Consider the following 20994-nt stretch of genomic DNA (forward strand, 5'->3'; position numbering starts at 1 on the left):
GAGTGCGAACCCTGCTGACCTCCTGCGCGAGCAGATCGAGGGCGCGTCGCCGGATGTGTTGCAGGCGATGATCAAGACGTTCGCGTAGGCGGCGATGTCCGCGGAAGCGGACGCGATCTGTGGTGCTGGTTACGGGCAGCGCAGCGAGGAGCGGGTCAACTCCCGCAACGGTTATCGGCCGAGGGAGTGGGATACGAGGGCGGGCACGATCGACCTGGCCATCCCGAAGTTGCGGCACGGCAGCTACTTTCCGGACTGGCTGCTGACGCACCGCCGGCGGGCCGAGCAGGCCTTGGTCTCAGTCGTGGCCACGAGTGACCTGCTCGGGGTGTCGACTTGTCGGGTGGAGAAGTAACCGGCCGCTGGACGCCGCGCATTACCCGTTCGTGTGGATGGACGCGTTGACCATGAAGGTCCGCGAGCATGGGCGGACGGTCAACGTCCACGCGCTCGTCGCGGTCGGGGTCAGCGCCGACGGCCAACGTGAAGTCCTCGGCGTGGATGTCGCCTCGGATGAGGACGGCGCCGGCTGGTTGGGCGATAAAGGCTGGGTCGTGTTCGGCCGCGACCAGTACATCCTCAAGCGGACCTGGAGCTGCAAGCCTTCCTCAAGGCCAAGGTGCACATGTTCCTGTTCCCCGGCGACGCGGCTCGCGACCACATCATCGAGCTCGTGCGGCTGAACCTAGCCCGGATCTGCGCCCTGGCGACAGCCCGCCAGCCGAACGTCTACTGGCTCAGGCGAGGCAGCGTGACAAGCTACGAAGAGCGCCTAGCCGAGATTCACCGCCGCCGCACATAAGGAAACATTCGTTCGAAAGCAGAGCGACGACGACGTGCCCGCGTTCCTGTTGGCCCGACCCGGGCCAAGCTGCTGCTCCGGCAACAGCCGGAGCAGCAGAGCTGAACTATTTCCGTCGGGTGTCGTGCGCGGGCCGGGCCAATTCGCCCCGGCAGTCGCGAGTAAGCATGACTCAGGGGACGGGGATGAGGTCGACAAGGAGCATTTGCACCCGGGCGCGGATCTCATCGCGGATCGGGCGGACGGCATCGACACCCTTGCCGGCGGGGTCGTCGAGCTTCCAGTCCTCGTAGCGCTTGCCAGGGAAGACCGGGCAGGTGTCGCCGCAGCCCATGGTCACGATGACGTCGGAGGACTCCGCGGTCGCGTACTCCAAGAGTTTGGGGGTCTGGTCGGTGATGTCGATGCCGACCTCGCGCATGGCCTGCACGGCGGCGGGGTTGATCGTCTCGGCCGGCGCGGAGCCGGCCGAGCGAACCTCGACGGTGTCGCCGGCGAGGTGGCGCAGCCAGCCGGCGGCCATCTGCGAACGGCCAGCGTTGTGGACGCAAACGAAAAGGACGCTGGGTTTGTCACTCACGGCGGGTGCCTTCCGGGTTACGAGGTTGCGGAGTTCGTGGAGGTGAAGAAGCGATGGCGCGCCCACAGCGAGACGTAGACCAGTCCGACCAGGACGGGCACCTCGATCAACGGGCCGACGACCCCGGCTAGGGCTTGGCCGGAGGTGACTCCGAAGGTGCCGATCGCCACGGCGATGGCGAGTTCGAAGTTGTTCCCGGCAGCGGTGAACGCCAGCGTGGTGGTGCGTTGGTAGCCGAGGCCGATGGCGCGTCCGAGGGCATAGGAGCCGGCCCACATGAGGGCGAAGTACACAAGCAGGGGCAGGGCGATGCGGACGACGTCCAGGGGTCGGCTGGTGATGGCGTCGCCTTGCAGGGCGAACAGGATCACGATCGTGAACAGCAGCCCGTAGAGGGCGGCCGGGCCGATGCGGGGCAGGAAGCGGGCCTCGTACCAGGCGCGGCCCTTGGCGCGTTCGCCGAGGCGGCGGGTGAGGTAGCCGGCGAGCAGTGGGATGCCGAGGAAGATGAGCACGTTCCCGGCGATGTCCCACGCTGACACGTTGAGCTCAGCCCCGGAGAGCCCCAGCCACTGGGGGAGCACGGACAGGTAGAACCAGCCGAGCACGCCGAAGGCGACGACCTGGAAGACCGAGTTGAGGGCGACCAGGACGGCGGCGGCCTCCCGATCACCACAGGCGAGGTCGTTCCAAATGATGACCATGGCGATGCACCGGGCCAGGCCGACGATGATCAGCCCGGTGCGGTAGGCGGGTTGGTCGGCCAGGAAGATCCAGGCCAGGGCGAACATTACGGCGGGGCCGACGAGCCAGTTGAGGACCAGCGAGGAGATCAGCAGCCGGCGGTCGCCGGTGACGGTGTCGAGCCGGTCGTAGCGGACCTTCGCCAACACCGGGTACATCATGATCAGCAGGCCGATCGCGATGGGCAGGGAGATCCCGCCGATCTGCACCGCGTCCAGGGCGCTATTCAGGCCCGGGATGAGGCGGCCCAGGAAGAGTCCGACGATCATGGCCAACCCGATCCACACCGGGAGGAACTGGTCGAGTCGGGACAGGCGGCCGACGACGGCGTTCTCGCCGGGGTCGGTGTGGAGGGTGGTGCGGGTGCTCACGGGCACTCCCGTCGGTTCTCGGTCGCTGGTGGTGTGGGTCGGGTCTGTCATGACGGGCGGGCGACGTGGAGTTGGTCGAGGAGGCGCCGGACGCGGCGTTCGATGTCGTCGCGGATCGGCCGGACGTCGGCGAGGTCGCGCCCGGCGGGGTCGTCGAGGTCCCAGTTCTCGTAGCGGGTGCCGGGGAAGACCGGGCAGGCGTCGCCGCAGCCCATGGTGATGACGACGTCGGCGGCGCGGATGACCTCGTCGGTCCACGGCTTGGGAAACTCCGCGGCGATGTCGATGCCACGCTCAGCCATCGCCGCGATCGCCGCCGGGTTGACCTCGATGCCGGGTTCGCTGCCGCCGGACCAGGCCACCGCCCGCTCTCCGGCGAGGTGGGTGAAGAATCCCAGCGCCATCTGCGAGCGCCCGGCGTTGTGCGTGCAGAGGAACAGGGCGACGGGACGGCCGTCGTGGTGATGTCCCTCGACGCGGGCGAGGGCCTGTAGGCGCTGGCGGGCGAAGCGTTCGGCCAGGAGCGGCAGGAAGTGCGGGATGCTGCCGGTGGTGGCGAACTGGTCGTAGCTGGTGTGCAGGAACCGTTCGATGGTTTCGGCGCCGTAGACGCCGGTGAACTCCTCGGCCAATCGGGTGGCGGCGGTGCGTAGGGCGAGCTGCTGGTCGATCGACATCTGCGGGTGCGGGTGGGCTTGGGTGTCAGTCATGGCGGTCTCCCGAGCTCATGGCGGGGGTGATGACGGGCGCGACGCGCGCGACGCGGGCGGCGAGGTCGGCGAACGCGGCTTCGAACGCGTCGTCGGTGTCCAGGCGCACCGGGTCGGGCACCGACCAATGCAGTCGGGGGCGTACTGGGGCGGTGAGTTCCTCGTGGGCGTTGTCGCAGACCGCGATGACCAGGTCGTCGTCGCGCACTACGTCGGCGACGTGGGACGTGGCGCTTGGGTCCAGCGCCAGCCCGTGTCGGTGGGCCACGGCCACGGCCCGCGGGTGGACCCGGTCGGCGGGGTGCGTCCCGGCCGACGCAGCGCCGGTGTGGGTGCGCTCGGACCAGAGGGCGGCGGCGAGCTGTGAGCGGGCGGAGTTGTGTGTGCACACGAACACCACCCGACCCACTCGGGCCAGCGGTGGCGGGGTCAGGGCCGTGAGGGCCTCAGGCCGCAGACGGAGGTAGGTGCGGCGGCGGTCGCCCTCGGACCGGCCGCGCACGACCAGGCCTGCGTCCGTGAGGACCTTGACGTGGTGGGCGACCAGGTTCGTCGGCATCTGAAGGTCGTGGGCGATCTCTCCGGGGGAGGCGTCGCCGAGAGTGAGCGTGTCCACGATCGCCAGGCGCGCCGGGTCGCCGAGCGCGGCGTGGATTCGGGCGCGCCCCTGCAGGGACACAAGCTCAGTATTCATTGACTCAATGATTACTGAGTGGTCGCGCGACTGTCAAACGGGAGTGAGGGGGGAAACGCCTAGCGGCGCGTGGGACAGTCGGCCGTTGCGCCGACCCGTGCCTCGGGCCGGAACTGTCGGGCAGCCCGGGGGCGGTGGTGCCCTTGATCGACAGCTGGCTGCCGGTGACGGTTGGTCAGTCGGCGGTTGTCCGCCCCTCATTGGGCAGGGGTCGGTTTAGCAGCAGGTCTTGAGGTAGGACTGCAGCTCAGCCAGCGCTGCCTGGGCGCCGTCGCGGTCCGCCCGGTAGTAGACCGTCTTGCCGTCACGCCGCGAGGTCACGACCCGCCCTCGACGTAGCAGGGTCAACTGCTGCGACGCGGTCGCCTGGCTGATCCCGACGCGCTCGGCGACGTGCCCGACGGACAACTCGGCGCCCTGGGCGAACAGCATCATGATCCGCTGGCGGGTGGGACTGCCCAGCGCCTTGAGGAACTCCTGCGTGTCCGGTGCCAGCCCGCTCGGGCCCGCGGGAGTCGCCGTCGCGGGCGGGGTCACCTGCGAGGGCGTGGGCTCATCCATGTCTGCCACCTTGCCGCACGACCTTCATATTGTCATTCAACGAAACGACGATACGATGCAGGTGTGACCATCCCTGGAGTACCCGTGATCATCGTCGGCGGCGGCCAGTCCGGCCTGGCCGCCGCGCGGGCCGTTCTGGCTGCCGGCCTGCGCCCCGTCGTCCTGGAGGCAGGCGCCGAGCCGGTTGGTTCGTGGCCGGACTACTACGACAACCTGACGCTGTTCTCCCCTGCCCGCTTCAGCGCCTTGCCGGACCTGGCGTTCGACGGGGGCGATCCGCAGCGGTACCCGACACGCGACGAGGTCGTCGCCTACCTGCGCCGCTACGCGAGCAGCATCGACGCCGAGATCCGCACCGGCGTCCGTGTCGCCGCCGTGCGTCAACGCCCAGGTAGCGGTTACCTGGTCCGTACCGACGGCGGTGACGAGGTCGCGGCGGCGGGTGTCATCGCGGCCAGCGGTTCGTTCGGAAATCCGCACCTGCCGGCGCTGCCTGGTCTCGGCGACTACACCGGCGAGGTGCGGCACGTCGCGCAGTACCGCAGGCCCGACCCGTACGCCGACAAACGGGTCATCGTGGTCGGCGCCGGGAACTCCGCCGTCCAGGTCGCCCACGAACTGGCGCCGATCGCCCGGGTCACCCTGGCCACCCGGGCGCCGATCCAATTCGTGCCGCAGCGCATCCGAGGCCGGGACCTGCACCACTGGCTGGATGCCACCGGGGCGGACCGCCTCCCGCGCGCGGTACTCACCCGCCTGATCCGTCATGCCGCGGTGCTCGACACCGGCGTCTACCGCGACGCCATCGCCCGCGGCCTGCTCAACCGCCGGGACATGGTCACCGCCTTCACCCCCGAGGGCGTCAGGTGGCCCGACGGCACGTCCGAGCCGGTCGACGCGGTGATCTTCGCGACCGGCTACCGGCCGGACCTCGGATACCTCGCCGCGCTCGGCGCCCTCACGGCTGACGGCATGCCCGCACACGTCGGTGGGATCTCCACCACCCACCCCGCGCTGGCCTACCTGGGGCTGGAGTTCCAACGCTCGTTCTCGTCGAACACCCTGCGCGGCGTCGGCCGCGACGCCACCCACGTCGCCACCGCCCTGGCCGAGCGCCTACCCGGCCCACGTCGCCGGCCAGGCCTCAGGCCACGGCGGCCGGTTCGACGCTGAGCAGCCCGGCGAGCTGACGCAGGACGGCCGGCCGGGCCCGGTAGTACACCCAGGTGCCGCGGCGTTCGGCGTCGACGAGGCCCGCCTCGCGCAGCGTCTTGAGGTGGTGCGAGATCGTCGGACCAGTCAGGTCGAACGCCGGGGTCAGGTCGCAGACGCACGCCTCCCCGCCCTTCGCGGAGGCGATCATCGACATCAACTGCAGCCGCACCGGATCGCCGAGCGCCTTGAACGCCGGCGCGAGCACCGCAGCGGTCTGCGCCGACACCCGGCTCTGCGCCAGCGGCGGGCAGCACGGCGTGTCGGCGGTGAGGTCGATGACGGGAAGCAACCCGGCTTGCTTTGACATGCCTCTAGGTTGACAGGTGTCTAAGCAGCGTGCAACTCTCTGATTCGACAGATATCAAGACAGGCGTCGTGGAAGGGGATTGTCATGTTCGGCACAGCACGACGCACGGCGAAAGCCCAGGCGGGGGCGCGGTTCTGTGACTCCTGCGCGCGGGTGTCCACGGCGGCGCAGCGGGCGCAGCGGCGCTTCGACCAAGTCCGTGACAACGCCTACGCCCTGATCGGCGCCCGGTAACCCCTGATCGAAAGGTTGTGTGATGAGCGAGAACACCCAGACCAGCCCCGCGACGGCGGGCGGATTCGCCGGTGATCCGGGCGCCGCCCTGGCCGTGACCGGCTCCGGTTCCTGCTGTGGCAGCCCCGCGCAGGCGGTCGGCTCGATCCTCCCGCCCGCTGGGCAGTCGCCGACGGCGGGACTGTGCTGCGGCAGCCAGCAGGCCACCGAAGCGGCCGGCTCCTACTGCGGCACCGAGGCGAAGACCGAAGCCGTCACCACGGGTCAGGGGTGCTGCGGATGAGCTCGGAATCGGCCGCCCACCTGCACGCGATCCTGCCCCTGGTGTCAGCCGAGCGGATGTCCGCCACGGTCTCCGCTCTCGCCGCGGATGACTGCACCGGCCGGCGGGTCGGCACGGCCGGCGGTGCCGCCGCCCGCAGTTGGCTCGTCGCGCACCTCTGCGGCCTGGGCGCGGCGGTCGACACTGACGACTTCCCGGTCCGCGCCGTGCCCGAGGTCTACACGACGCCGACCGTCGTCTGGGGCGAGGATGCGACCTCGACGCGGCTGACCTTCGGCCGTGAGGTCGCTGTCCACCCGGCCTCAACCGACACCCTTCAGACCAGGCGCGGCCCGCTGGGCGTGGCCGGCAGCGGCGACCCAAGCGGCCGGTGGCTGGTAGTGCCCACGGGCGTGAACCCTCTCGACGCCGCCCGCGCCGCCCAGGGCGCCGCGGGTCTGCTGGTGAGCCGCGCCGTCGACGCCGACGGCTGGCAGTACACAGTCCTCGCCGGCCCGGACCCGGGACCGCTGCCCATCCTGACCCTCAACGCCAGCACCCACCACGCCATGCTCGTCGCCGCCACCACCGGTGAGGGCTGGTGCAGCGCGAACACCCCGCTGCGCCGCCGCGACGTCACCGGCACCAACATCCACGCGAGGTTCGCGGCGGCGGCGCCGGATGGGATCGAGGTGTTGCTGACTGCCCACTACGACGGCGTCGGCGACCATCCCGGCCTGCGTCAGCCCGGCGCGTCGGACAACGCCAGCGGCGTCGCCGTGATCCTGGAAGCCGCCCGAATCCTGACCGCCGACCGCCCTGCGGGGGTCGGGCTGGCGGTCGCGTTGCTCGACGCCGAGGAGGTCGGCGCGCTCGGCTCGGCCCACCACAGCCAGCAACTGCACGCGGGCGACGTTCGGCCGCTGGTCATCAACGTCGACGGCGCCGGACTGCTCGACCAGGCCGCAACGGTCGAGGCCGGCGGACCGGCCCACGCGCTGCTCGCCCTACTCGATCAGGCCGGGCGGCACACCGGCCTTGCGCTCGCCGCCGGGCCGGTCGCATCCGACAACCGCCGCTACGCCACCGCCGGTCTCGCGGCGGTGGGCATCGGCGCCGGCATGGGCGGCTACCACAGCCCCGCCGACACCCCGGACCGCGTCGACCCGCACACCCTCGACGCGATCGCCCGCCTCGTTGTCGCCACCGTCTGTCTCGCCGCTTCCGCACCCGATACAGTTTCATCGCCTATCGGCGATAAACGATAGAAGGAGGCTGGGTGTGGGCGAGTTGCTCGACCGGAACACCGCGCAGCAGTACGCGTCGTGGTTCCGGGCCCTCGCGGACCCGACCCGGGTCCAGATCGTCGAGTACCTCGCCCGCCACGCCCGACCGATGAGCGTCGGCGAGGTCGTCGCCGCCATCGGCCTGGCCCAGTCCACCGTCTCGCAGCACCTGAAGGTCCTCACCGACGTGCGGTTCGTCCTCGTCGAGGCGGTCGGCACCGCCCGGCACTACCGCATCAACGACGCCTGCGTCGACTGCTTCCCCTCCGCCGCCGACGTCGTCATGGGCCGACCCGCCCCCAATCCGAACGGAGCCTGCTGATGGCCGACATCACCGTTCGCCCCATGACGGCCGGCGACGCCGGACAGGTCCTGGCGATCTACCAGGCGGGTCTCGACAGCGGCGACGCCAGCTTCGAGACCACCGCGCCGACCTGGGCACAGTTTGACGCCGGCAAACTCCCCGCGCACCGCCTCGTCGCTGTCGGCGGCGACGGCACGGTGATCGGTTGGGTCGCCGTCTCGCCCACCTCCGCCCGCGCGGTCTACGCCGGCGTGGTCGAGCACTCCGTCTACGTCGACCCCACCGCCCGAGGCCGCGGCGTCGCCCGCCTCCTGCTGGACGCACTGATCGCCTCCACCGAAGCAGCCGGCGTCTGGACGATTCAGTCAGGTGTCTTCGGCGAGAACACCGCCAGCCTCCGCCTGCACGAGCGGGCCGGTTTCCGGGTCATCGGCGTGCGCGAGCGGGTCGCCCGCCATCACGGCCGGTGGCGTGACGTGATCCTGCTGGAGCGCCGCAGCCCCATCATCACCTGACCGGACCCTCACCCCCGGGCGCATGGCCGCCGTCCACCTGTTTGATTCGACAACTCTCGACACAGAGGAGATATCTGATGAGCACCCTGAACGATTTGCCCGTCGTGGTGGTCGGCGCCGGACCGGTCGGCCTGGCCGCCGCCGCGCACCTGCACGAGCGCGGCCTGCCCTTCACCGTCCTGGAAGCTGGGGACGTCCCCGGCGCCGCCGTGCGGCAGTGGGGGCACGTGCGGGTGTTCTCCCCCTGGCGCTACAACATCGATCCGGCCGCCCGCCGGCTCCTCGACGACGCCGGGTGGGTCGCCCCCGACCTGGAGGCCCTGCCTACCGGCGCGGAGTTGGCCGGCGACTATCTCCAGCCCCTGGCAGAGGTGCCGCAGCTCAAGCCGCACCTGCGCTACGGCGCCCGGGTCGAGGCGATCAGCCGCGTCGGACTGGACCGGCTGCGCACCGCCGGCCGCGACACCACGCCGTTCCTGATCCGCCTCGCCGACGGCCAGGAGGTGCTCGCCCGGGCGGTCATCGACGCCTCCGGCACCTGGGGCACCCCGAACGTCCTCGGCGCTTCCGGGCTGCCCGCCCGAGGTGAGGCCGACGTCGCAGCACACCTCGAGCACGCGCTGCCCGACGTCCTCGGCGTCGACCGGGACCGCTTCGCCGGCCGGCACACCCTCGTCGTCGGAGCTGGCCACTCCGCCGCCAACACCCTGCTCTCCCTCGCCGACCTCGCCGCCGAACATCCGGGCACCGCCGTGACCTGGGCGATCCGCACCACCTCACCGGCGCGCACCTACGGCGGCGGCGACGCCGACGCCCTACCCGCCCGCGGCGCGCTCGGCTCGCGGCTACGCGCGCACGTCGACGCCGGCCGGATCCGGCTGCTCACCGGGTTCTCCGTGCACGCCCTCACCCCCACCGACGGCCGGGTCACCGTGCTCGTGCGCCACGCCGACGGCAGCGAGGAGCAGACCAGTGTGGACCGCATCGTCGCGGCCACCGGGTTCCGCCCCGACCACTCGATCGCCGCGGAGCTGCGCCTGGACCTTGACCCGGTCCTGGGCGCCACCCGCGCCCTGGCCCCGCTGATCGACCCGAACGAGCACTCCTGCGGCACCGTGCCCCCGCACGGCGTGAACGAGCTCACCCACCCCGAGGTCGGCTACTACGCCGTCGGGATGAAGTCCTACGGCCGGGCACCGACGTTCCTCATGGCCACCGGCTACGAGCAGGTCCGCTCCGTCGCCGCCGCCCTCGCCGGCGACTGGGCCGCTGCCCGCGACGTCCAACTCGACCTACCTGAGACCGGGGTGTGCAACAGCAACCCGGACGAGTCCGCCAACGCCGACAGCTGCTGCGGGCCGGCCCCGGCCGTCCAGAGCTCCGGACGGGGTCTGGCCACCGGCATCTCCGGCGGGCTGCTCGCCGCGCCCTTGAGTCTGCTCACCCTCGACGCCGCACCCGCTGACACGCAGACCGGCGGCTGCTGCGCCAGCTGATGCCCACCATCATCACGGTGCCCGCCGACGCAGCCGTCGGCGGGCATCACGGGTGGCGCATGGTCGCCGCCCTCGCCGTCACCTCCACCATCGGCTACGGCACCCTCTACTACGCCTACGCCGTCCTGCTCACCCCGATGGCCGCCACCCTCGGCACCTCCACCACCGCCGTCACCGGCGCCCTCACCGCGAGTGTCCTTGCCGGCGCCCTCGCGGCGCTCCCCGTCGGACGGTGGCTCGACCACCACGGCGGACACGCGCTGATGACCACCGGCTCGATCACCGCCACCGCCCTGCTGATCGCCTGGTCCCAGGTCCACACCATCGAACAGCTCTACGCGGTGATGATCGGCGTCGGGATCACCGGCGCGATGGTCCTCTACGAACCCGCCTTCGCCGTCATCGTCGCCTGGTTCACCCCCGACCGACGCCCCACCGCTCTGTTCGCCGTCACCATCGTCGCCGGGTTCGCCAGCACCATCTTCATGCCCCTGACCGGCCTCCTGGCCGCCCACCTCGGCTGGCGTGACGCACTGCTCGTCCTCGCCGCCATCCACGGTGCGGTCACCGTGCCGCTGCACGCGCTCACCATCCGCCGGCCCCGACTGGCAGCGACGGCGGGACCCACCGGCACCGAACGGTCCGGACACGCCCAGCGGCGGGCGGTCGCCCGGGCCGCGATGCGCGACGCCCGGTTCTGGATCCTCGCCGCGGCCCTGATCGCGCATGGCGCGGCCACCAGCACCATGACCGTGCACCTCATCGGCTACCTCATCAGCCGCGGGCACCCCGGCACCGTCGCCGCCACCATGACCGGGCTGCTCGGCGTCCTGTCCGTCACCGGACGACTCGTCCTCACCGCCGCCCGCCGACACCTGCGCGTCACCACCATCGTCGCCGCAGTCTTCGCCATCCAAGCCTCCGCCGTGCTCGCCATGCCGCTGCTCGCTGGCACCCGCACTGGCGCGGTCATCACCGTCGTCGGCTTCGGACTCGGCTTCGGTATCACCAGCCTCGCTACCCCCGCCCTGCTCACCGACCGGTACGGCACCACCGCCTACGCCACCATCGCCGGCCGACTCACCGCACCCGTCACCATCGCCAAAGCCATCGCACCCCTCGCCACCGCCACCCTCCTGCACACCACCGCCGGCTACACACCCCTGCTCACCGCCGTCGCCGGATGCTGCGCCCTCGCCGCCATCGGCATGCTCATTCGCACCACCAGGTCACCCAGCCCTGTCAGCTAGACGGTGTACGCACGACGCCGGCGCCTTGCCACCAGAGCGAGGATGGGCGAGCTTCGCCGCCACCGTGCTCGGGCGTGTCTCGCTAACGGCACCTCTCTTGTCAACCCGCGGGCAGCAGAGAGGTCTCCGTTAGATCCACAGACCCCAGACAGGCCAAGTGACGTTGGAGTACTAGCCGCCGGCCCGTCCCTGGCTGTGCGCGGTAGGCGTCAACGGTGGGATGGGAGGGGCCACGTTCACATCAGCCACGGCGATCACCGCCGCCGAGCGTCGCATCCGTCAAGGCTGTCGCGAAGATACGATCCGCGTGGTCAAGCAAGCTTGACCACCAGTACGTCAAGTACGGCAGGGATGCTGCAAATCTGTGTCCGAGGAGCGACACGACCCATTGCCTCACCGCCAATGACGCTCATCGCGACGCTGAAGCTCACGCAGGTCTAGCTGCGTTGGCTACTCCCCTGGCACCGCTGAGGAGGTCACCAAGCAAGGGCCTGATCAGGTGCTTGGGGAGCAGCGCGTTCCAGACGTTCGGAATCGCCGCCGACACCAGCACAGCCACCCACCCCCGACGCGCCTACGGTGTCATACCGTGCCGAATCCCCGTCACCTACCAGCTGACGGTGGTCGGCGGTCAGGTCGCGTCTCTGGCCCGGGTCATCGGGAAGGAGGGCTTGGGCAGATCCACGACGGCAAGCCGGTCGGCCCGCTCGCGCAGGTGCCGAGCGCGGGGATTCTTGCGACGGCCGACAGCCGGCCGGCGCGTACCGCGTGGCTCGGTTCGGTGCTGGCCTTCGCGGTACGGCGCACCATGCGACCGCTGGCCGCATGGTCTGCCGGCATCGGCGCGTACTTCCTGCTCCTGGGTTTGATTGCCCAGTCCATGACCACGTTCCTGACCGGCAACCCCCAGTTCGCAGCCATGGCGGCCCAGGCCGGCTTCCCCGCACTCGCCACGGTGGAGGGTTAGCTGCTGTGTCTGGGAGCTGCCGTCCTGGCGCTCGGACGGCCAATGCGCGCGGTCGCGGCGATCGGCGCTCTTCCGGCCGCTGGCGGGTTCATGTGGCAGGTCATCGCCGACACCGTCGACGCGCCCTCCTGGATCCGTACGCTGTCCCCGTTCGCGCTCCTGGCCGCGGTGCCGGCCACCGCACCGGACCGGGCCGCCGCGTCGGTGATGGCCGGCATCGCCGCAGCAGGGGTGGTCGCCGGAATCATCGGCTACCGTCGGCGTGACCTGTGCGCCTGAGCGGGGTCGCCGTCGCGACCGCCGTTCACCCCTTGAGGGGGCACAGCCGGTTGTTGACGTCGTGCACCCCCGGAATGCTCCAGGCGCGGGCGTTGGCCTCCCTGCTCACGTCGGTGCAGGTGACAGTGCCCTGCAGGATGACCACGCCGTTCTGCACCTCGATGCAGATGCGCTCGTGACGCAGCTGGGGATCCCGCTGCATAAGCTCAAGCAGCCGCAGGGCCAGACGGGCATCAATCGATGCCGGCGCGGTTGGAAACAGCGGCGGAGGGTCGTCGGGAAGGAACCAGGGGACGTAGGTCACGGTGTCTGCTCAGAGTCGCTTCGGTGTTTCGGCGGTCACGCGCGGTCGCCGAAACACCGGCCGGTCGGGGGTGGGGGGAGCCGGAAGTCAGCGTCGGGTCGGGGGCACCGGGTACGGCGGAGCGATTCCACTCGCGTTGAAGAACGGCGCATAGCCGTAGTACCAGTACACGTCCTCGTAGTAGCCGATCTCCTCGACAACCTCCGGGTCGTACGTCGGGGCCTGCTCGATCTTCTGCCGGGTCAGGTCGACCCGCACCGTGTCGTCGGTGACGTCGCTGACCGCCTCGACGGGGATGAAGGTGGCGGTGGCGCCGATACCGAGAACTCCCCCGTGCTCGACTCGCAGGAACCGCACCTTGTGCTCCTCGCGATCGATCAGCAGGTCGTCGACCTTGCCCAGGTCGTCACCGTCAGCGTCGAGGACGTGCCGGCCGCGCACGTCCTGCTCGGCAGCCGCGATCGTCTGCCCGGAGTCACCGAGCTTGACCAGAGTCGCCGTGATGTCGTGTGGCGTGAACTGCTCCTTCCGTAGCGTCTGCTCCCTTTGCGCTACCCGTATGACGTCCCGGACTAGACGACGAAACGATGACGGTTCCTGCCCACTTTCGTGACGGCTGACGGGCCCTCCCGCAACTACCGCCGAAAGTGCGGGTAGCGGATCAGGCACTTTCCGCCTAGGACGGACACTCCCGTGGCGCTGATGTCTGGTCGGAAGGCTTCCGAAGACCTAATTGTCGGCGGGAGTCGCGGACGGCGCAGCCGGATCCACTGGTGGTTCGGCCGATGCGCTGCGGGCGGTAGCGGGAGGCCGGCAACCAGCGGTAGCGCTGCCGCTAACCGTCACGCCCATATCTGAACTGACAGTGAGAGGAGGCCGCCGCACTGCGCGCGGCCGCTGAGCAGCCAAGGGAGGCGCGCGTGCCGCACCCGCAGCAACATGACGATCCGGTTTCGGGAACAGCACGGACAAGGTCATGACCGAGTACACCTAGTACTCCAGTGACACTTCGCGATCTAGGTGACTGGTAGCCGGAGTCGTCGCTGGTAGTGGGCTTGCCGTGCGCGGGCTTGGTGGACGCGACGCCAGGTAGACCAATGCAGGGCGTGCCGGACGTTGGGCGCTGCTCTGGCGGTCAGCGTGTTGAGCAGTCGGCGGATCTCGGGCAGGGTAAGCCGGATCGGTGCGCGTGATCGGGCTGGCCGGGTCGGGTCGGCGGGTTCGGCCGGCTGGGTAGTGGCGCAGACCGCGAGGATGGCGAGAGCGAGCATCGCCAGTGCGGTGAAGCGGTGCCAGCCAGTCCAACCACGGACCTGGTAGTGGTCCAGGCCGGCCTCGTTCTTGGCGCTCTGGAAGCATTCCTCGACTGCCCATCGGCTGCCGGCGACCCGGACCAGCGTCGCGAGAGGCACCTGGCGTGGTGACCAGCACAGGTAGAACGCCAGTTCACCAGTTTCTGGGCGTCGGCGGATCAGCAGATGTTCGTTGCCGCAGGTGCCGATGACGACTTGTGCCCAGTCGTAGTCGCGGGGCCCTTTCGCGCCGATCCCGGCGGACATGCGCTGCCAGCAACGGGCGGTGAGCCGGGCGGCCGCCTCGTCGGCGCGGATCCGGGTGCGCCCGTCGTTGACGGTCACCCGCCCGTTGCAGCCGATCGCGAGGACATAGCCCAGGCCGTGGGCGCGGATCCCGGCACGCAATTCCGGGTCGGCGCCGTAGACCTCGTCGCCGGCTACCCAGCCGGCCGGTATCCCGGCCCGGACCGCGGCGTCGATCATGTCCAGGGCGAGGCGAGGTTTGGTCGCGAAGTTGATCTCGTCGGGCACGCCCGCGCTGATGCGCCGCGACGCGTCGGCGCACCACGCCTGTTCGGGCAGGTAGAGACGCCGGTCCAGCAGCGCCCGGCCGCCGGCACCGGTGTAGGCGAGGAACACGGCGACCTGACTGTTCTCGATCCGCCCGGCGGTGCCGGTGTACTGCCGTTGCACACCCACCGACGTGGTGCCCTTCTTGACGAACCCGGTCTCGTCCGGGATCAACACGCCCTGCGGATCGCCGAGCCGCTCCACCAGCAGGCCTTGCACGTCGGAGACGACCCGCTCGGCGTCCCACACCGCAGTGCGCAGCAACCGCTGCAACGGCGCCGGCTGCCGATAACCGGCCTGCTCCGCCAGCTGCCAGCACGTTTTGCGCTCGGCCTGCGACAACAGACCGGTCACGAACGCCCGCGCGGCCAGCCGCGGTTCACGCCGGGTGAACCGGCCCGCGATCCGCTGCACGGCATCCTCGAACACCGCCAGCCACCCACTAACGTCTACGCTATGGCCCGCAGCCACTGCACGATCGTCGGTTGTCTTCACAAACATCGATGATCACGCGGTGGCTGCGCTTCCCTTGCGGCGGCCCACGGGAGACGACGTGGCGAACCAGTTCCAGCACGCCATGCGGTTGATGCGCAGCCGCGACCCGCAAAAGCAGGAAGACGGATTCCACCTGCTGCGACCCCACGCCGCGCAGCACCTCGAAGAGCTGATCACCGAGTTCAACCGCGAACCCAACCACGGCCTACGCTGCTGGATGCTTGAACTCATCGGCGAAGCACGCTCGGAAGACGCGCTGCCCGTCCTCGTTGCCCAACTCCACGGCGCCGATGAGCCGCTACGGTTCTGGGCCGTCAAAGGCCTCGAACAACTTGACACCAAACCAGCACGTCACCAGCTATATCAAGCGCGGTCTGCGGGTCTGATCCGCTGACTTCACCAGGCAAGATCTCGAAGTGTCACTGGAGTACTAGGGCACGGCTGTGATACAGAACGATGCCTGCGTGCCCATCGTCGATCTGCTGAGAGCCGGAGCGACCACATCGCGCCCCGACCCGGCGGCGTGTGTGCCACATGGCTGGCCTCGGTGTACGAGAGCATCAGAGGAGCAGGTGGTGCGGTCACCACCTCGGTCGAGGAACCAACAGTCGGCCGGAACTACTACCGGATCGGTCTGGGGCTCAGTGACGGCACGCCGTTGTGCGTTCTTCTCAACTCCGCCGCCGGCCTGGTCGCTGCAGCTCAACAGCGAGATCCTCATCTGATCACCCTGTTGTTCGCCGACGTCCCAGGCGGCGAGAATTGTCGCCGAGCGGGGTTGCGGGTCGCCACCGCCGCGGAGCTGGAGCAACCGATTGAGGATCGGTCCCTCCGGCTGCCCTCTGCGGCGAAGAGCAGGCTGCTGCGTCTCGCGGACCTCACCGAACCGGGCGGACCGGATCAAGCCGGAGCAACGCCGTGGGTACCCGCCGGCGCGGAACTCCGGATCAAATTGCACTCATCATCGATGAACTCCCATCGGTTAAGACTGGTCTCCACGTTGCGAGTAGCTGCAATGTGACCTGGCAGTCCGACCAGGATCCCGAAGGTCACGCAGCGTGAGGCTCGCCCACATGGGCTGGTCTCGCCACGCATCCGAGCAGGGCAAACCCCTTATTGGAGGCTGCGGCGCCAGGAGGTGTTGCCCTGACCGCTTGTCCAGGGCCTAAGATCAATACATTCGCCCTCATCGACGGCGTCGCCGTGGTGGAGGCGTGGGACCTGCCCGCACTTCGTTCCACCGGAGACGAACGGGGGATTTATGAGAGTCACCGAGAATGAGTCACCTAGGCATACCGCTCTGCGAGCGGTGGAGATCAGCCTGAGTGACAATCGCGAGGAAAATGCGGCGCCTGAGATCCTTGAGGCCGCGGTTCGGGCCTTCGAAGAGTCGGGGTACGAGCGGGCGAGCATCCAACACATCGCGGAGCTGGCCGGCACCTCCAAGTCGTTGGTCACCTATTACTTCCCTACCAAGCAGACGCTGGCGTCTGCTGTGATCAATCTCGCGTACCCGGGGGGCGTCTTCATGGGGTCCCCTCGTGCCGCCAGCGATCCGATCGACGCGATCGTGTGGGTTGCCAAGCACGTGACCACGAACGTGCTCTACAGCCCTCTGGCTCGGGTGGCGATCAAACTCGGTGAGGAGGTTTCCGGCGACAAGGGCTTCGGCGGTCGCTTGTCCGGGTGGTATGTCAGGCTTACCGACTACCTCGAAGAGGCTCGGCAGAAGCGTTTGATCTCGCCGAACGTCGATCCGACTGTGGAAGCAAAATTCCTCCTCTGCGGCATCGTGGGCCTCGTTGCCGTGGCGATGGAGACGGGGTCTCGTCTCTCGCTGATCGATGACGCCGTCCAGATCACTCGCGATCGTCTTGCGTTTCTCCGCACGACGGGCTCTTCCTGAATGAGGGCGTAGCGGTCGGGTGAGTCGGGTCCGCTGCACCGACATGCCGAGGTCGTGGTGGGTGGCGTCGTTGGTGGGTATGTGCCAGCTGGCGACGAGGATGGTGTGGGCGACGGCGACGAGGGGTCTTTTGTAGCCGCGTCGTTGCCGGCCGAACGGTCTTGCGGCCGGGGACGTTGTGCATGTGCCGGGCGTTGAGCACGGCTTCCATCCCGACGATGGTGATGCCCTCGCTCGTCAGCCAGTCCCGCAGCGCCAGCAACGCGTTGGTGGTGGTCACGAATGTGCGTACCTCCTTGCGGCGGCGCTTACCCGCGGTGAGAACCCGAATACATGCCTTCAGGTCGGCCTTGCCGATGTCGATCCCTCCACACCGTTCGTGGATGAGGTCCATCAAGCCCTCCCCCGCAGCCGAGTTCGATCAGGTGGCTGTGCAGGGGAACCAACAGGTCGAAGAGGTCTGACTCTCGTGCTCGGGGCAACAACTTGAAGCACCTGGCACGCGGTTCCCAGCATCATGCTGATCTACAGGCTTGCGGCACCACAGAGGGACGACGTCACCGCACGGCCGGTCTCATTCTCACCCATCTTTGGGCGAGACCGCGAGCGGGATCATGAGGCTGCTGATCTTGGATGATGGGAGCTCTCCAGAGTTCCGTCATCCTCGGGTCAGAGGGCACTCGCAGACGCGATTGGTGCATGCTGACCCGTTAGGGCCGAGGACCACTGAGGCCTATGCCGAACGCCCCGTCCTGGCCGCCCAGGTCCCGCTGAGTGCGACCATGAACACAAGAGCGCCAAGCATCCAGGCGAGCCAGGAAGGACCGTCAGGACGCACCACGGTCCATACCACGACCAAGGACCCGACCAGGGCGACCGCCAGGGCTACCAGATAACCGACGCCGACAGCGCTGGCCGGTATGGGCAGACGAGTTCCCGAGGCTTTCGCCGCGATACGGCTCGTCACTGCCACAAGCAGGGCTGCGACGACGAGAGAGGGGCCCGCGATCGGCTGCGGCAGAAGCGCAAATGCCACGACCGCAACGCCCGCGATTAGTCCGAGTATCGCGTAATACCACCTCGGAACGACAAGCTGGCGGTCAGCCGTATCCGAACTGGCGAACGATCCTTGGTCTCCTGCTGAAGCCGGGCCCATGACCACAAGTCAACACCTCGCTCTATTTTGTGTCAAGATCTACGGGATCCGCACGAGTTGGATGCATCCTGTCCACTGTGGGCGGCTGGCGTCGCAGGTCCTGGTCAAACCTCTCGGTGGGCTGATCGATGAGCAGCAGCCGGGCCCGCACCGGACCGACACATTGACTCCAACCGGATCCTCCTGGATCAACCAGGTCGAACGCTGGTTCGGGTTCCTCACCAACCAGAAGGTCCGCCGCGGCGTCCACAAATCGGTGCGGTCCCTCGAAGCCGACCTCCGGTCGTGGATCGCCGACTGGAGCAGCGATCCACGACCATCCATCTGAACCAAGATCGCCGAGGAGATCCTCGGATCACTCACACCATTTTGTCGGCGAATTTCCGGCGCGACGCGCTAGACCACGCACGAGTCGAGAAGGCTAGCGGCCGCCAGGCCGCTCAATGTGACCCACGCCGCGACGCCGGTCGGAGGGAAGACGAAGAGCGCAACCCCGCCGGCGATCGCCAGGACGCATCCGGTGTTCCACGGGGGATTCTGTGCTGCTCCGCCGCCGTAGGCGAGGTTGTAGGTCGCAAGCAGGTTTCCGTCGAGGTACTTCTGCAGGTAGCTACCGTGACAGTCGGTGGTCGGCCTTCCAGGGCCGATCCAGAAGCTGCTGCCATCGGTTCCGATGCAGTTGTATTCGTACTCCCCGGTCTGGATCGCCAACGGAGCCGAAGGAGCCGGGACCGTGCTGGTGGTTGCCACGTGGCTCGTGGTGATGTTGCCGGCCGGCGCCGCGGCTGCGGCGCTCGAGGCCTGAGGTGCGACGACTCCCGCAGCGACGATCAACGTCGCCAGGACCGTCCTCATAAGCTTCTGCATAGATGCTTCCCCTCGTCGAGTTGCGGCGTTGTTTGCCGCGACCTGCTGAGGACGCTATGCACTGGACGGATGGTCAGGGAATGCCTCACTTTCGCATCGTCCTTCCACAATGGTGCGATCGATGGTCCGCCAAGGACTCGGACTTTGGCCGAGGCCGCCGGCGATGCGACACCGGACCGGATGCAACGGCTGCTCAACAAGTCAGCGTGGGACCCGGACGCTGTTCGCGACGACCTGTTTGCCTACGTCACCGAGCACCTCGGCCATGACGCCGGGGTGCTGATCGTCAATGAGACCGGATTCCTGAAGAAGGGCATCAAGTCGGCGGGGGCGAAGCGTCAGTACTCGGGCACGGCCGGGCGGACGAGAACTGCCAACTCGGGGTGTTCCTGGCCTACACCAGCCCAGCCGGGCGCACGCTGATCGACTGGGAGCTGTATCTGCCCCGCCGCTGGTGCGACGACCCCGCCCGCACCGCGCCGCGAGTAATAGCCTTGACCCCTCCTCCGCGCCCACGGATGTGGTGAGTGGCCGAGTTCAACCCAACCGCTACATCGTTGTCCATCCATGCCGAGGGCTGACCGTAAGCCTCGGTGTGGGAGATCCTGGTGCAGTACACGCCGGACCTCGACGGCCCTGACCTGCTCGGCTGGTGGATACGGCAGCCGCCCCGGCGGGGCCGCCCCCGGACGCGGTACCAGGCAACATCAAAGCCGCTGGGTATCCCGTTCGCGTTCTACGGCCGGATGTCGACGCGGGAGTTCCAGGACCGGTTGTCGTCGGCGCGGTGGCAACGTGACTTCGCCGAGGACGTGATCGACGGCCGGGGCGTAATCGTCGCCGAGTTCTTCGACGTCGGCGAGCGTTCTACGGCAACCAGTTCCGCGACCTCGCGCCGCTGTTCAACCTGTACGGCGTGCAGCTGTGGCTGCCCGAACTCAACGGCCCGGTCGACGCCAGCAACGAGTTCCACCTGTCGCTGCTGGCCCTGCTCGGTGTGCACTCCAAACGAGAGGTCCAGCGCTCCCGGTTTCGGACCAAGGCGGCGATGCGCGCCCAGGTGGTCGAGCAAGGCCGTCATCTCGGTGGCCGACCGCCCTACGGCTACCGGCTGGCCGACGCGGGCCCGCACCCGAACCGGGCACACGCCAAATGGGGACGCATGGCCCACCGGCTGGAACCTGGCCCATCCACTGCACCGCATGTGCAGTGGATGTTCGCCCAGCGCCTCGCCGGCCTCAGCGTCGCCGGAATCGCCCGCGACCTCAACGATCGGCATGTGCCCTGCCCGTCCCGCGTCGATCCGGCCGCAACCCGCACCGCAGCGGCACGGGATGGACGCTACGCACGGTGGCGGCGATCCTCGCCAACCCTCGCTACACAGGCCGGCAGGTCTGGAACCGGCAACACACCGACCGTGGCCCACTCGACGCCGCCGATGATCTCCTCGGTCGATCGGAGGTACGCCGCTGGAGCCTGGTGCAACAGTGGGTGATCTCCCGGGACATAGCGCATCCACCGCTGGTCAGTGAACACGACTTAATCGCCGCCCAGCAGGCCAACGCCCTGCAACGTCTACATCCACGAAACCAAAGCGATCACACAACTCGCCGAATGGGATCGGCATCCCGGCCACCGACCCCCATGCCGTCACAGACGCACTACTCGAGCACGATCTGCACGTCACCTGCGCAATCGGCGGAACACTGACCATCACCGAGATCCCTGCCCGGGTGCCGGCGCACCGGGCATCCGCGGTCCCGCACCAGCGCCGAACAGCGGCAACCCCACCGAAGCGCTTCACTGACCGTGAAGACCACCCGT

At 68.9% G+C, this 20994-nt stretch carries 27 protein-coding genes and 2 pseudogenes; 17 read left to right on the top strand and 12 right to left on the bottom strand.

Going from position 1 to position 20994, the window contains the following annotated elements; translation table 11 throughout:
- Nucleotides 1-22 precede the first annotated feature (22 nt).
- Nucleotides 23-536, top strand: a pseudogene (locus EV382_RS14170) (transposase); the annotation flags it as partial.
- Between the two features lie 438 nt (nucleotides 537-974).
- Here EV382_RS14170 and EV382_RS14175 read toward each other — a convergent pair.
- The 5 genes from EV382_RS14175 to EV382_RS14195 form a co-directional block, all read right to left on the bottom strand.
- A complete protein-coding gene (locus EV382_RS14175) occupies nucleotides 975-1382 on the bottom strand; it encodes an arsenate reductase ArsC (protein WP_130402210.1) in 408 nt (135 codons plus the stop codon).
- Nucleotides 1383-1399: 17 nt separating this feature from the next.
- Entirely contained in the window at nucleotides 1400-2497 is a 1098-nt protein-coding gene (gene arsB / locus EV382_RS14180; RefSeq protein WP_279636472.1) for an ACR3 family arsenite efflux transporter, read from the bottom strand.
- 47 nt (nucleotides 2498-2544) lie between these two features.
- Complete coding sequence (locus EV382_RS33875) at nucleotides 2545-3207, bottom strand: arsenate reductase ArsC (RefSeq protein WP_130402214.1); 663 nt, start codon at nucleotides 3205-3207, stop codon at nucleotides 2545-2547.
- Nucleotides 3200-3901, bottom strand: coding sequence for an arsenate reductase/protein-tyrosine-phosphatase family protein (locus EV382_RS14190; protein ID WP_130402216.1), 702 nt, complete (start codon nucleotides 3899-3901; stop codon nucleotides 3200-3202). The genes EV382_RS33875 and EV382_RS14190 overlap by 8 nt, the downstream gene beginning before the upstream one ends.
- 216 nt (nucleotides 3902-4117) lie before the next feature.
- Nucleotides 4118-4462: an ArsR/SmtB family transcription factor gene (locus EV382_RS14195; RefSeq protein ID WP_130402218.1), complete on the bottom strand. Its 345-nt coding sequence runs from the start codon at nucleotides 4460-4462 to the stop codon at nucleotides 4118-4120.
- A gap of 63 nt (nucleotides 4463-4525) precedes the next feature.
- Between EV382_RS14195 and EV382_RS14200 the strand changes: the two genes are divergently transcribed.
- Nucleotides 4526-5635 (top strand): flavin-containing monooxygenase, encoded by a 1110-nt coding sequence (locus tag EV382_RS14200; protein ID WP_208758411.1) that lies wholly within the window; start codon nucleotides 4526-4528, stop codon nucleotides 5633-5635.
- Here EV382_RS14200 and EV382_RS14205 read toward each other — a convergent pair.
- Nucleotides 5607-5984 (bottom strand): ArsR/SmtB family transcription factor, encoded by a 378-nt coding sequence (locus EV382_RS14205; RefSeq protein WP_130402220.1) that lies wholly within the window; start codon nucleotides 5982-5984, stop codon nucleotides 5607-5609. The two genes, EV382_RS14200 and EV382_RS14205, sit on opposite strands and share 29 nt — an antisense overlap.
- Nucleotides 5985-6068: 84 nt before the next feature.
- Here EV382_RS14205 and EV382_RS32725 point away from each other — a divergent pair, with 84 nt between their 5' ends.
- The 9 genes from EV382_RS32725 (at nucleotide 6069) to EV382_RS14245 (ending at nucleotide 12577) form a co-directional block, all read left to right on the top strand.
- On the top strand, nucleotides 6069-6218 hold the full coding sequence (locus EV382_RS32725) for a hypothetical protein (protein WP_165435791.1): 150 nt from the start codon (nucleotides 6069-6071) through the stop codon (nucleotides 6216-6218).
- 22 nt (nucleotides 6219-6240) lie between these two features.
- Nucleotides 6241-6501: a hypothetical protein gene (locus EV382_RS14210; protein WP_130402222.1), complete on the top strand. Its 261-nt coding sequence runs from the start codon at nucleotides 6241-6243 to the stop codon at nucleotides 6499-6501.
- A complete protein-coding gene (locus EV382_RS14215; protein ID WP_165435792.1) occupies nucleotides 6498-7748 on the top strand; it encodes a M28 family metallopeptidase in 1251 nt (416 codons plus the stop codon). The genes EV382_RS14210 and EV382_RS14215 overlap by 4 nt, the downstream gene beginning before the upstream one ends.
- Nucleotides 7749-7761: 13 nt before the next feature.
- Nucleotides 7762-8088 carry an ArsR/SmtB family transcription factor gene (locus EV382_RS14220; protein WP_425271898.1) on the top strand — a complete coding sequence of 109 codons (327 nt, stop codon included), beginning with the start codon at nucleotides 7762-7764 and terminating at the stop codon, nucleotides 8086-8088.
- Nucleotides 8088-8585: a GNAT family N-acetyltransferase gene (locus tag EV382_RS14225; RefSeq protein WP_130402224.1), complete on the top strand. Its 498-nt coding sequence runs from the start codon at nucleotides 8088-8090 to the stop codon at nucleotides 8583-8585. The genes EV382_RS14220 and EV382_RS14225 overlap by 1 nt, the downstream gene beginning before the upstream one ends.
- A gap of 77 nt (nucleotides 8586-8662) precedes the next feature.
- Nucleotides 8663-10081 (top strand): FAD-dependent oxidoreductase, encoded by a 1419-nt coding sequence (locus EV382_RS14230; protein ID WP_130402226.1) that lies wholly within the window; start codon nucleotides 8663-8665, stop codon nucleotides 10079-10081.
- Nucleotides 10081-11331 carry an MFS transporter gene (locus EV382_RS14235; RefSeq protein ID WP_130402228.1) on the top strand — a complete coding sequence of 417 codons (1251 nt, stop codon included), beginning with the start codon at nucleotides 10081-10083 and terminating at the stop codon, nucleotides 11329-11331. The genes EV382_RS14230 and EV382_RS14235 overlap by 1 nt, the downstream gene beginning before the upstream one ends.
- A gap of 715 nt (nucleotides 11332-12046) precedes the next feature.
- A complete protein-coding gene (locus EV382_RS14240; protein ID WP_130402230.1) occupies nucleotides 12047-12298 on the top strand; it encodes a hypothetical protein in 252 nt (83 codons plus the stop codon).
- 42 nt (nucleotides 12299-12340) lie between these two features.
- On the top strand, nucleotides 12341-12577 hold the full coding sequence (locus EV382_RS14245) for a hypothetical protein (RefSeq protein ID WP_130402232.1): 237 nt from the start codon (nucleotides 12341-12343) through the stop codon (nucleotides 12575-12577).
- 25 nt (nucleotides 12578-12602) lie between these two features.
- Here the strand turns inward: EV382_RS14245 and EV382_RS14250 are convergent, their stop codons facing one another.
- The 3 genes from EV382_RS14250 to EV382_RS14260 form a co-directional block, all read right to left on the bottom strand.
- Nucleotides 12603-12881 carry a BON domain-containing protein gene (locus EV382_RS14250; protein ID WP_130402234.1) on the bottom strand — a complete coding sequence of 93 codons (279 nt, stop codon included), beginning with the start codon at nucleotides 12879-12881 and terminating at the stop codon, nucleotides 12603-12605.
- Between the two features lie 87 nt (nucleotides 12882-12968).
- Nucleotides 12969-13322 (bottom strand): PRC-barrel domain-containing protein, encoded by a 354-nt coding sequence (locus tag EV382_RS14255; protein ID WP_244236681.1) that lies wholly within the window; start codon nucleotides 13320-13322, stop codon nucleotides 12969-12971.
- Between the two features lie 575 nt (nucleotides 13323-13897).
- On the bottom strand, nucleotides 13898-15247 hold the full coding sequence (locus tag EV382_RS14260; protein ID WP_425271899.1) for an IS701 family transposase: 1350 nt from the start codon (nucleotides 15245-15247) through the stop codon (nucleotides 13898-13900).
- 52 nt (nucleotides 15248-15299) lie between these two features.
- Here EV382_RS14260 and EV382_RS14265 point away from each other — a divergent pair, with 52 nt between their 5' ends.
- From EV382_RS14265 to EV382_RS14275, 3 genes are all read left to right on the top strand, one after another.
- Nucleotides 15300-15635: a HEAT repeat domain-containing protein gene (locus EV382_RS14265; protein ID WP_244236682.1), complete on the top strand. Its 336-nt coding sequence runs from the start codon at nucleotides 15300-15302 to the stop codon at nucleotides 15633-15635.
- 153 nt (nucleotides 15636-15788) lie between these two features.
- Nucleotides 15789-16262, top strand: a complete 474-nt coding sequence (locus EV382_RS14270) for a hypothetical protein (protein WP_130402236.1) — start codon at nucleotides 15789-15791, stop codon at nucleotides 16260-16262.
- A gap of 288 nt (nucleotides 16263-16550) precedes the next feature.
- Entirely contained in the window at nucleotides 16551-17147 is a 597-nt protein-coding gene (locus EV382_RS14275) for a TetR/AcrR family transcriptional regulator (protein WP_165435793.1), read from the top strand.
- On the opposite strand, the gene EV382_RS33120 is transcribed toward EV382_RS14275, so the two are convergent.
- Complete coding sequence (locus tag EV382_RS33120; protein ID WP_208758412.1) at nucleotides 17101-17541, bottom strand: hypothetical protein; 441 nt, start codon at nucleotides 17539-17541, stop codon at nucleotides 17101-17103. The genes EV382_RS14275 and EV382_RS33120 overlap by 47 nt on opposite strands.
- A 760-nt stretch (nucleotides 17542-18301) precedes the next feature.
- Here EV382_RS33120 and EV382_RS33125 point away from each other — a divergent pair.
- Entirely contained in the window at nucleotides 18302-18631 is a 330-nt protein-coding gene (locus EV382_RS33125) for a hypothetical protein (protein WP_208758413.1), read from the top strand.
- Nucleotides 18632-18699: 68 nt separating this feature from the next.
- Here the strand turns inward: EV382_RS33125 and EV382_RS14290 are convergent, their stop codons facing one another.
- Nucleotides 18700-19170, bottom strand: a complete 471-nt coding sequence (locus EV382_RS14290) for a hypothetical protein (protein ID WP_130402240.1) — start codon at nucleotides 19168-19170, stop codon at nucleotides 18700-18702.
- Between the two features lie 141 nt (nucleotides 19171-19311).
- On the opposite strand from EV382_RS14290, the pseudogene EV382_RS14295 reads away from it, so the two are divergent.
- Nucleotides 19312-19643: pseudogene (locus tag EV382_RS14295) on the top strand (IS701 family transposase); the annotation flags it as partial.
- 263 nt (nucleotides 19644-19906) lie between these two features.
- Here EV382_RS14295 and EV382_RS33435 read toward each other — a convergent pair.
- The gene (locus EV382_RS33435; protein ID WP_244236683.1) at nucleotides 19907-20449 is read right to left on the bottom strand and encodes a hypothetical protein; all 543 of its coding nucleotides are present in this window, start codon (nucleotides 20447-20449) and stop codon (nucleotides 19907-19909) included.
- A gap of 71 nt (nucleotides 20450-20520) precedes the next feature.
- Here EV382_RS33435 and EV382_RS33440 point away from each other — a divergent pair, with 71 nt between their 5' ends.
- On the top strand, nucleotides 20521-20880 hold the full coding sequence (locus EV382_RS33440) for a recombinase family protein (RefSeq protein ID WP_244236684.1): 360 nt from the start codon (nucleotides 20521-20523) through the stop codon (nucleotides 20878-20880).
- Nucleotides 20881-20994 lie beyond the last annotated feature (114 nt).

It is taken from the genome of Micromonospora violae (genome assembly GCF_004217135.1).
Taxonomy (GTDB): Bacteria; Actinomycetota; Actinomycetes; order Mycobacteriales; family Micromonosporaceae; genus Micromonospora; species Micromonospora violae.

Coding starts and splice junctions, on each gene's coding strand:
- EV382_RS14215 (WP_165435792.1), top strand. CDS start 6,498: ATGAGCTCGGAATCGGCCGCCCACCTGCACGCGATCCTGCCCCTGGTG.
- EV382_RS14195 (WP_130402218.1), bottom strand. CDS start 4,462: ATGGATGAGCCCACGCCCTCGCAGGTGACCCCGCCCGCGACGGCGACT.
- EV382_RS14245 (WP_130402232.1), top strand. CDS start 12,341: ATGCGCGCGGTCGCGGCGATCGGCGCTCTTCCGGCCGCTGGCGGGTTC.
- EV382_RS14230 (WP_130402226.1), top strand. CDS start 8,663: ATGAGCACCCTGAACGATTTGCCCGTCGTGGTGGTCGGCGCCGGACCG.
- EV382_RS33875 (WP_130402214.1), bottom strand. CDS start 3,207: ATGACTGACACCCAAGCCCACCCGCACCCGCAGATGTCGATCGACCAG.
- EV382_RS14210 (WP_130402222.1), top strand. CDS start 6,241: ATGAGCGAGAACACCCAGACCAGCCCCGCGACGGCGGGCGGATTCGCC.
- EV382_RS14205 (WP_130402220.1), bottom strand. CDS start 5,984: ATGTCAAAGCAAGCCGGGTTGCTTCCCGTCATCGACCTCACCGCCGAC.
- EV382_RS14290 (WP_130402240.1), bottom strand. CDS start 19,170: ATGCAGAAGCTTATGAGGACGGTCCTGGCGACGTTGATCGTCGCTGCG.
- EV382_RS33125 (WP_208758413.1), top strand. CDS start 18,302: ATGACCACAAGTCAACACCTCGCTCTATTTTGTGTCAAGATCTACGGG.
- EV382_RS33435 (WP_244236683.1), bottom strand. CDS start 20,449: ATGCCGATCGTTGAGGTCGCGGGCGATTCCGGCGACGCTGAGGCCGGC.
- EV382_RS14190 (WP_130402216.1), bottom strand. CDS start 3,901: ATGAATACTGAGCTTGTGTCCCTGCAGGGGCGCGCCCGAATCCACGCC.
- EV382_RS14225 (WP_130402224.1), top strand. CDS start 8,088: ATGGCCGACATCACCGTTCGCCCCATGACGGCCGGCGACGCCGGACAG.
- EV382_RS33120 (WP_208758412.1), bottom strand. CDS start 17,541: ATGGACCTCATCCACGAACGGTGTGGAGGGATCGACATCGGCAAGGCC.
- EV382_RS32725 (WP_165435791.1), top strand. CDS start 6,069: ATGTTCGGCACAGCACGACGCACGGCGAAAGCCCAGGCGGGGGCGCGG.
- EV382_RS14235 (WP_130402228.1), top strand. CDS start 10,081: ATGCCCACCATCATCACGGTGCCCGCCGACGCAGCCGTCGGCGGGCAT.
- EV382_RS14260 (WP_425271899.1), bottom strand. CDS start 15,247: ATGTTTGTGAAGACAACCGACGATCGTGCAGTGGCTGCGGGCCATAGC.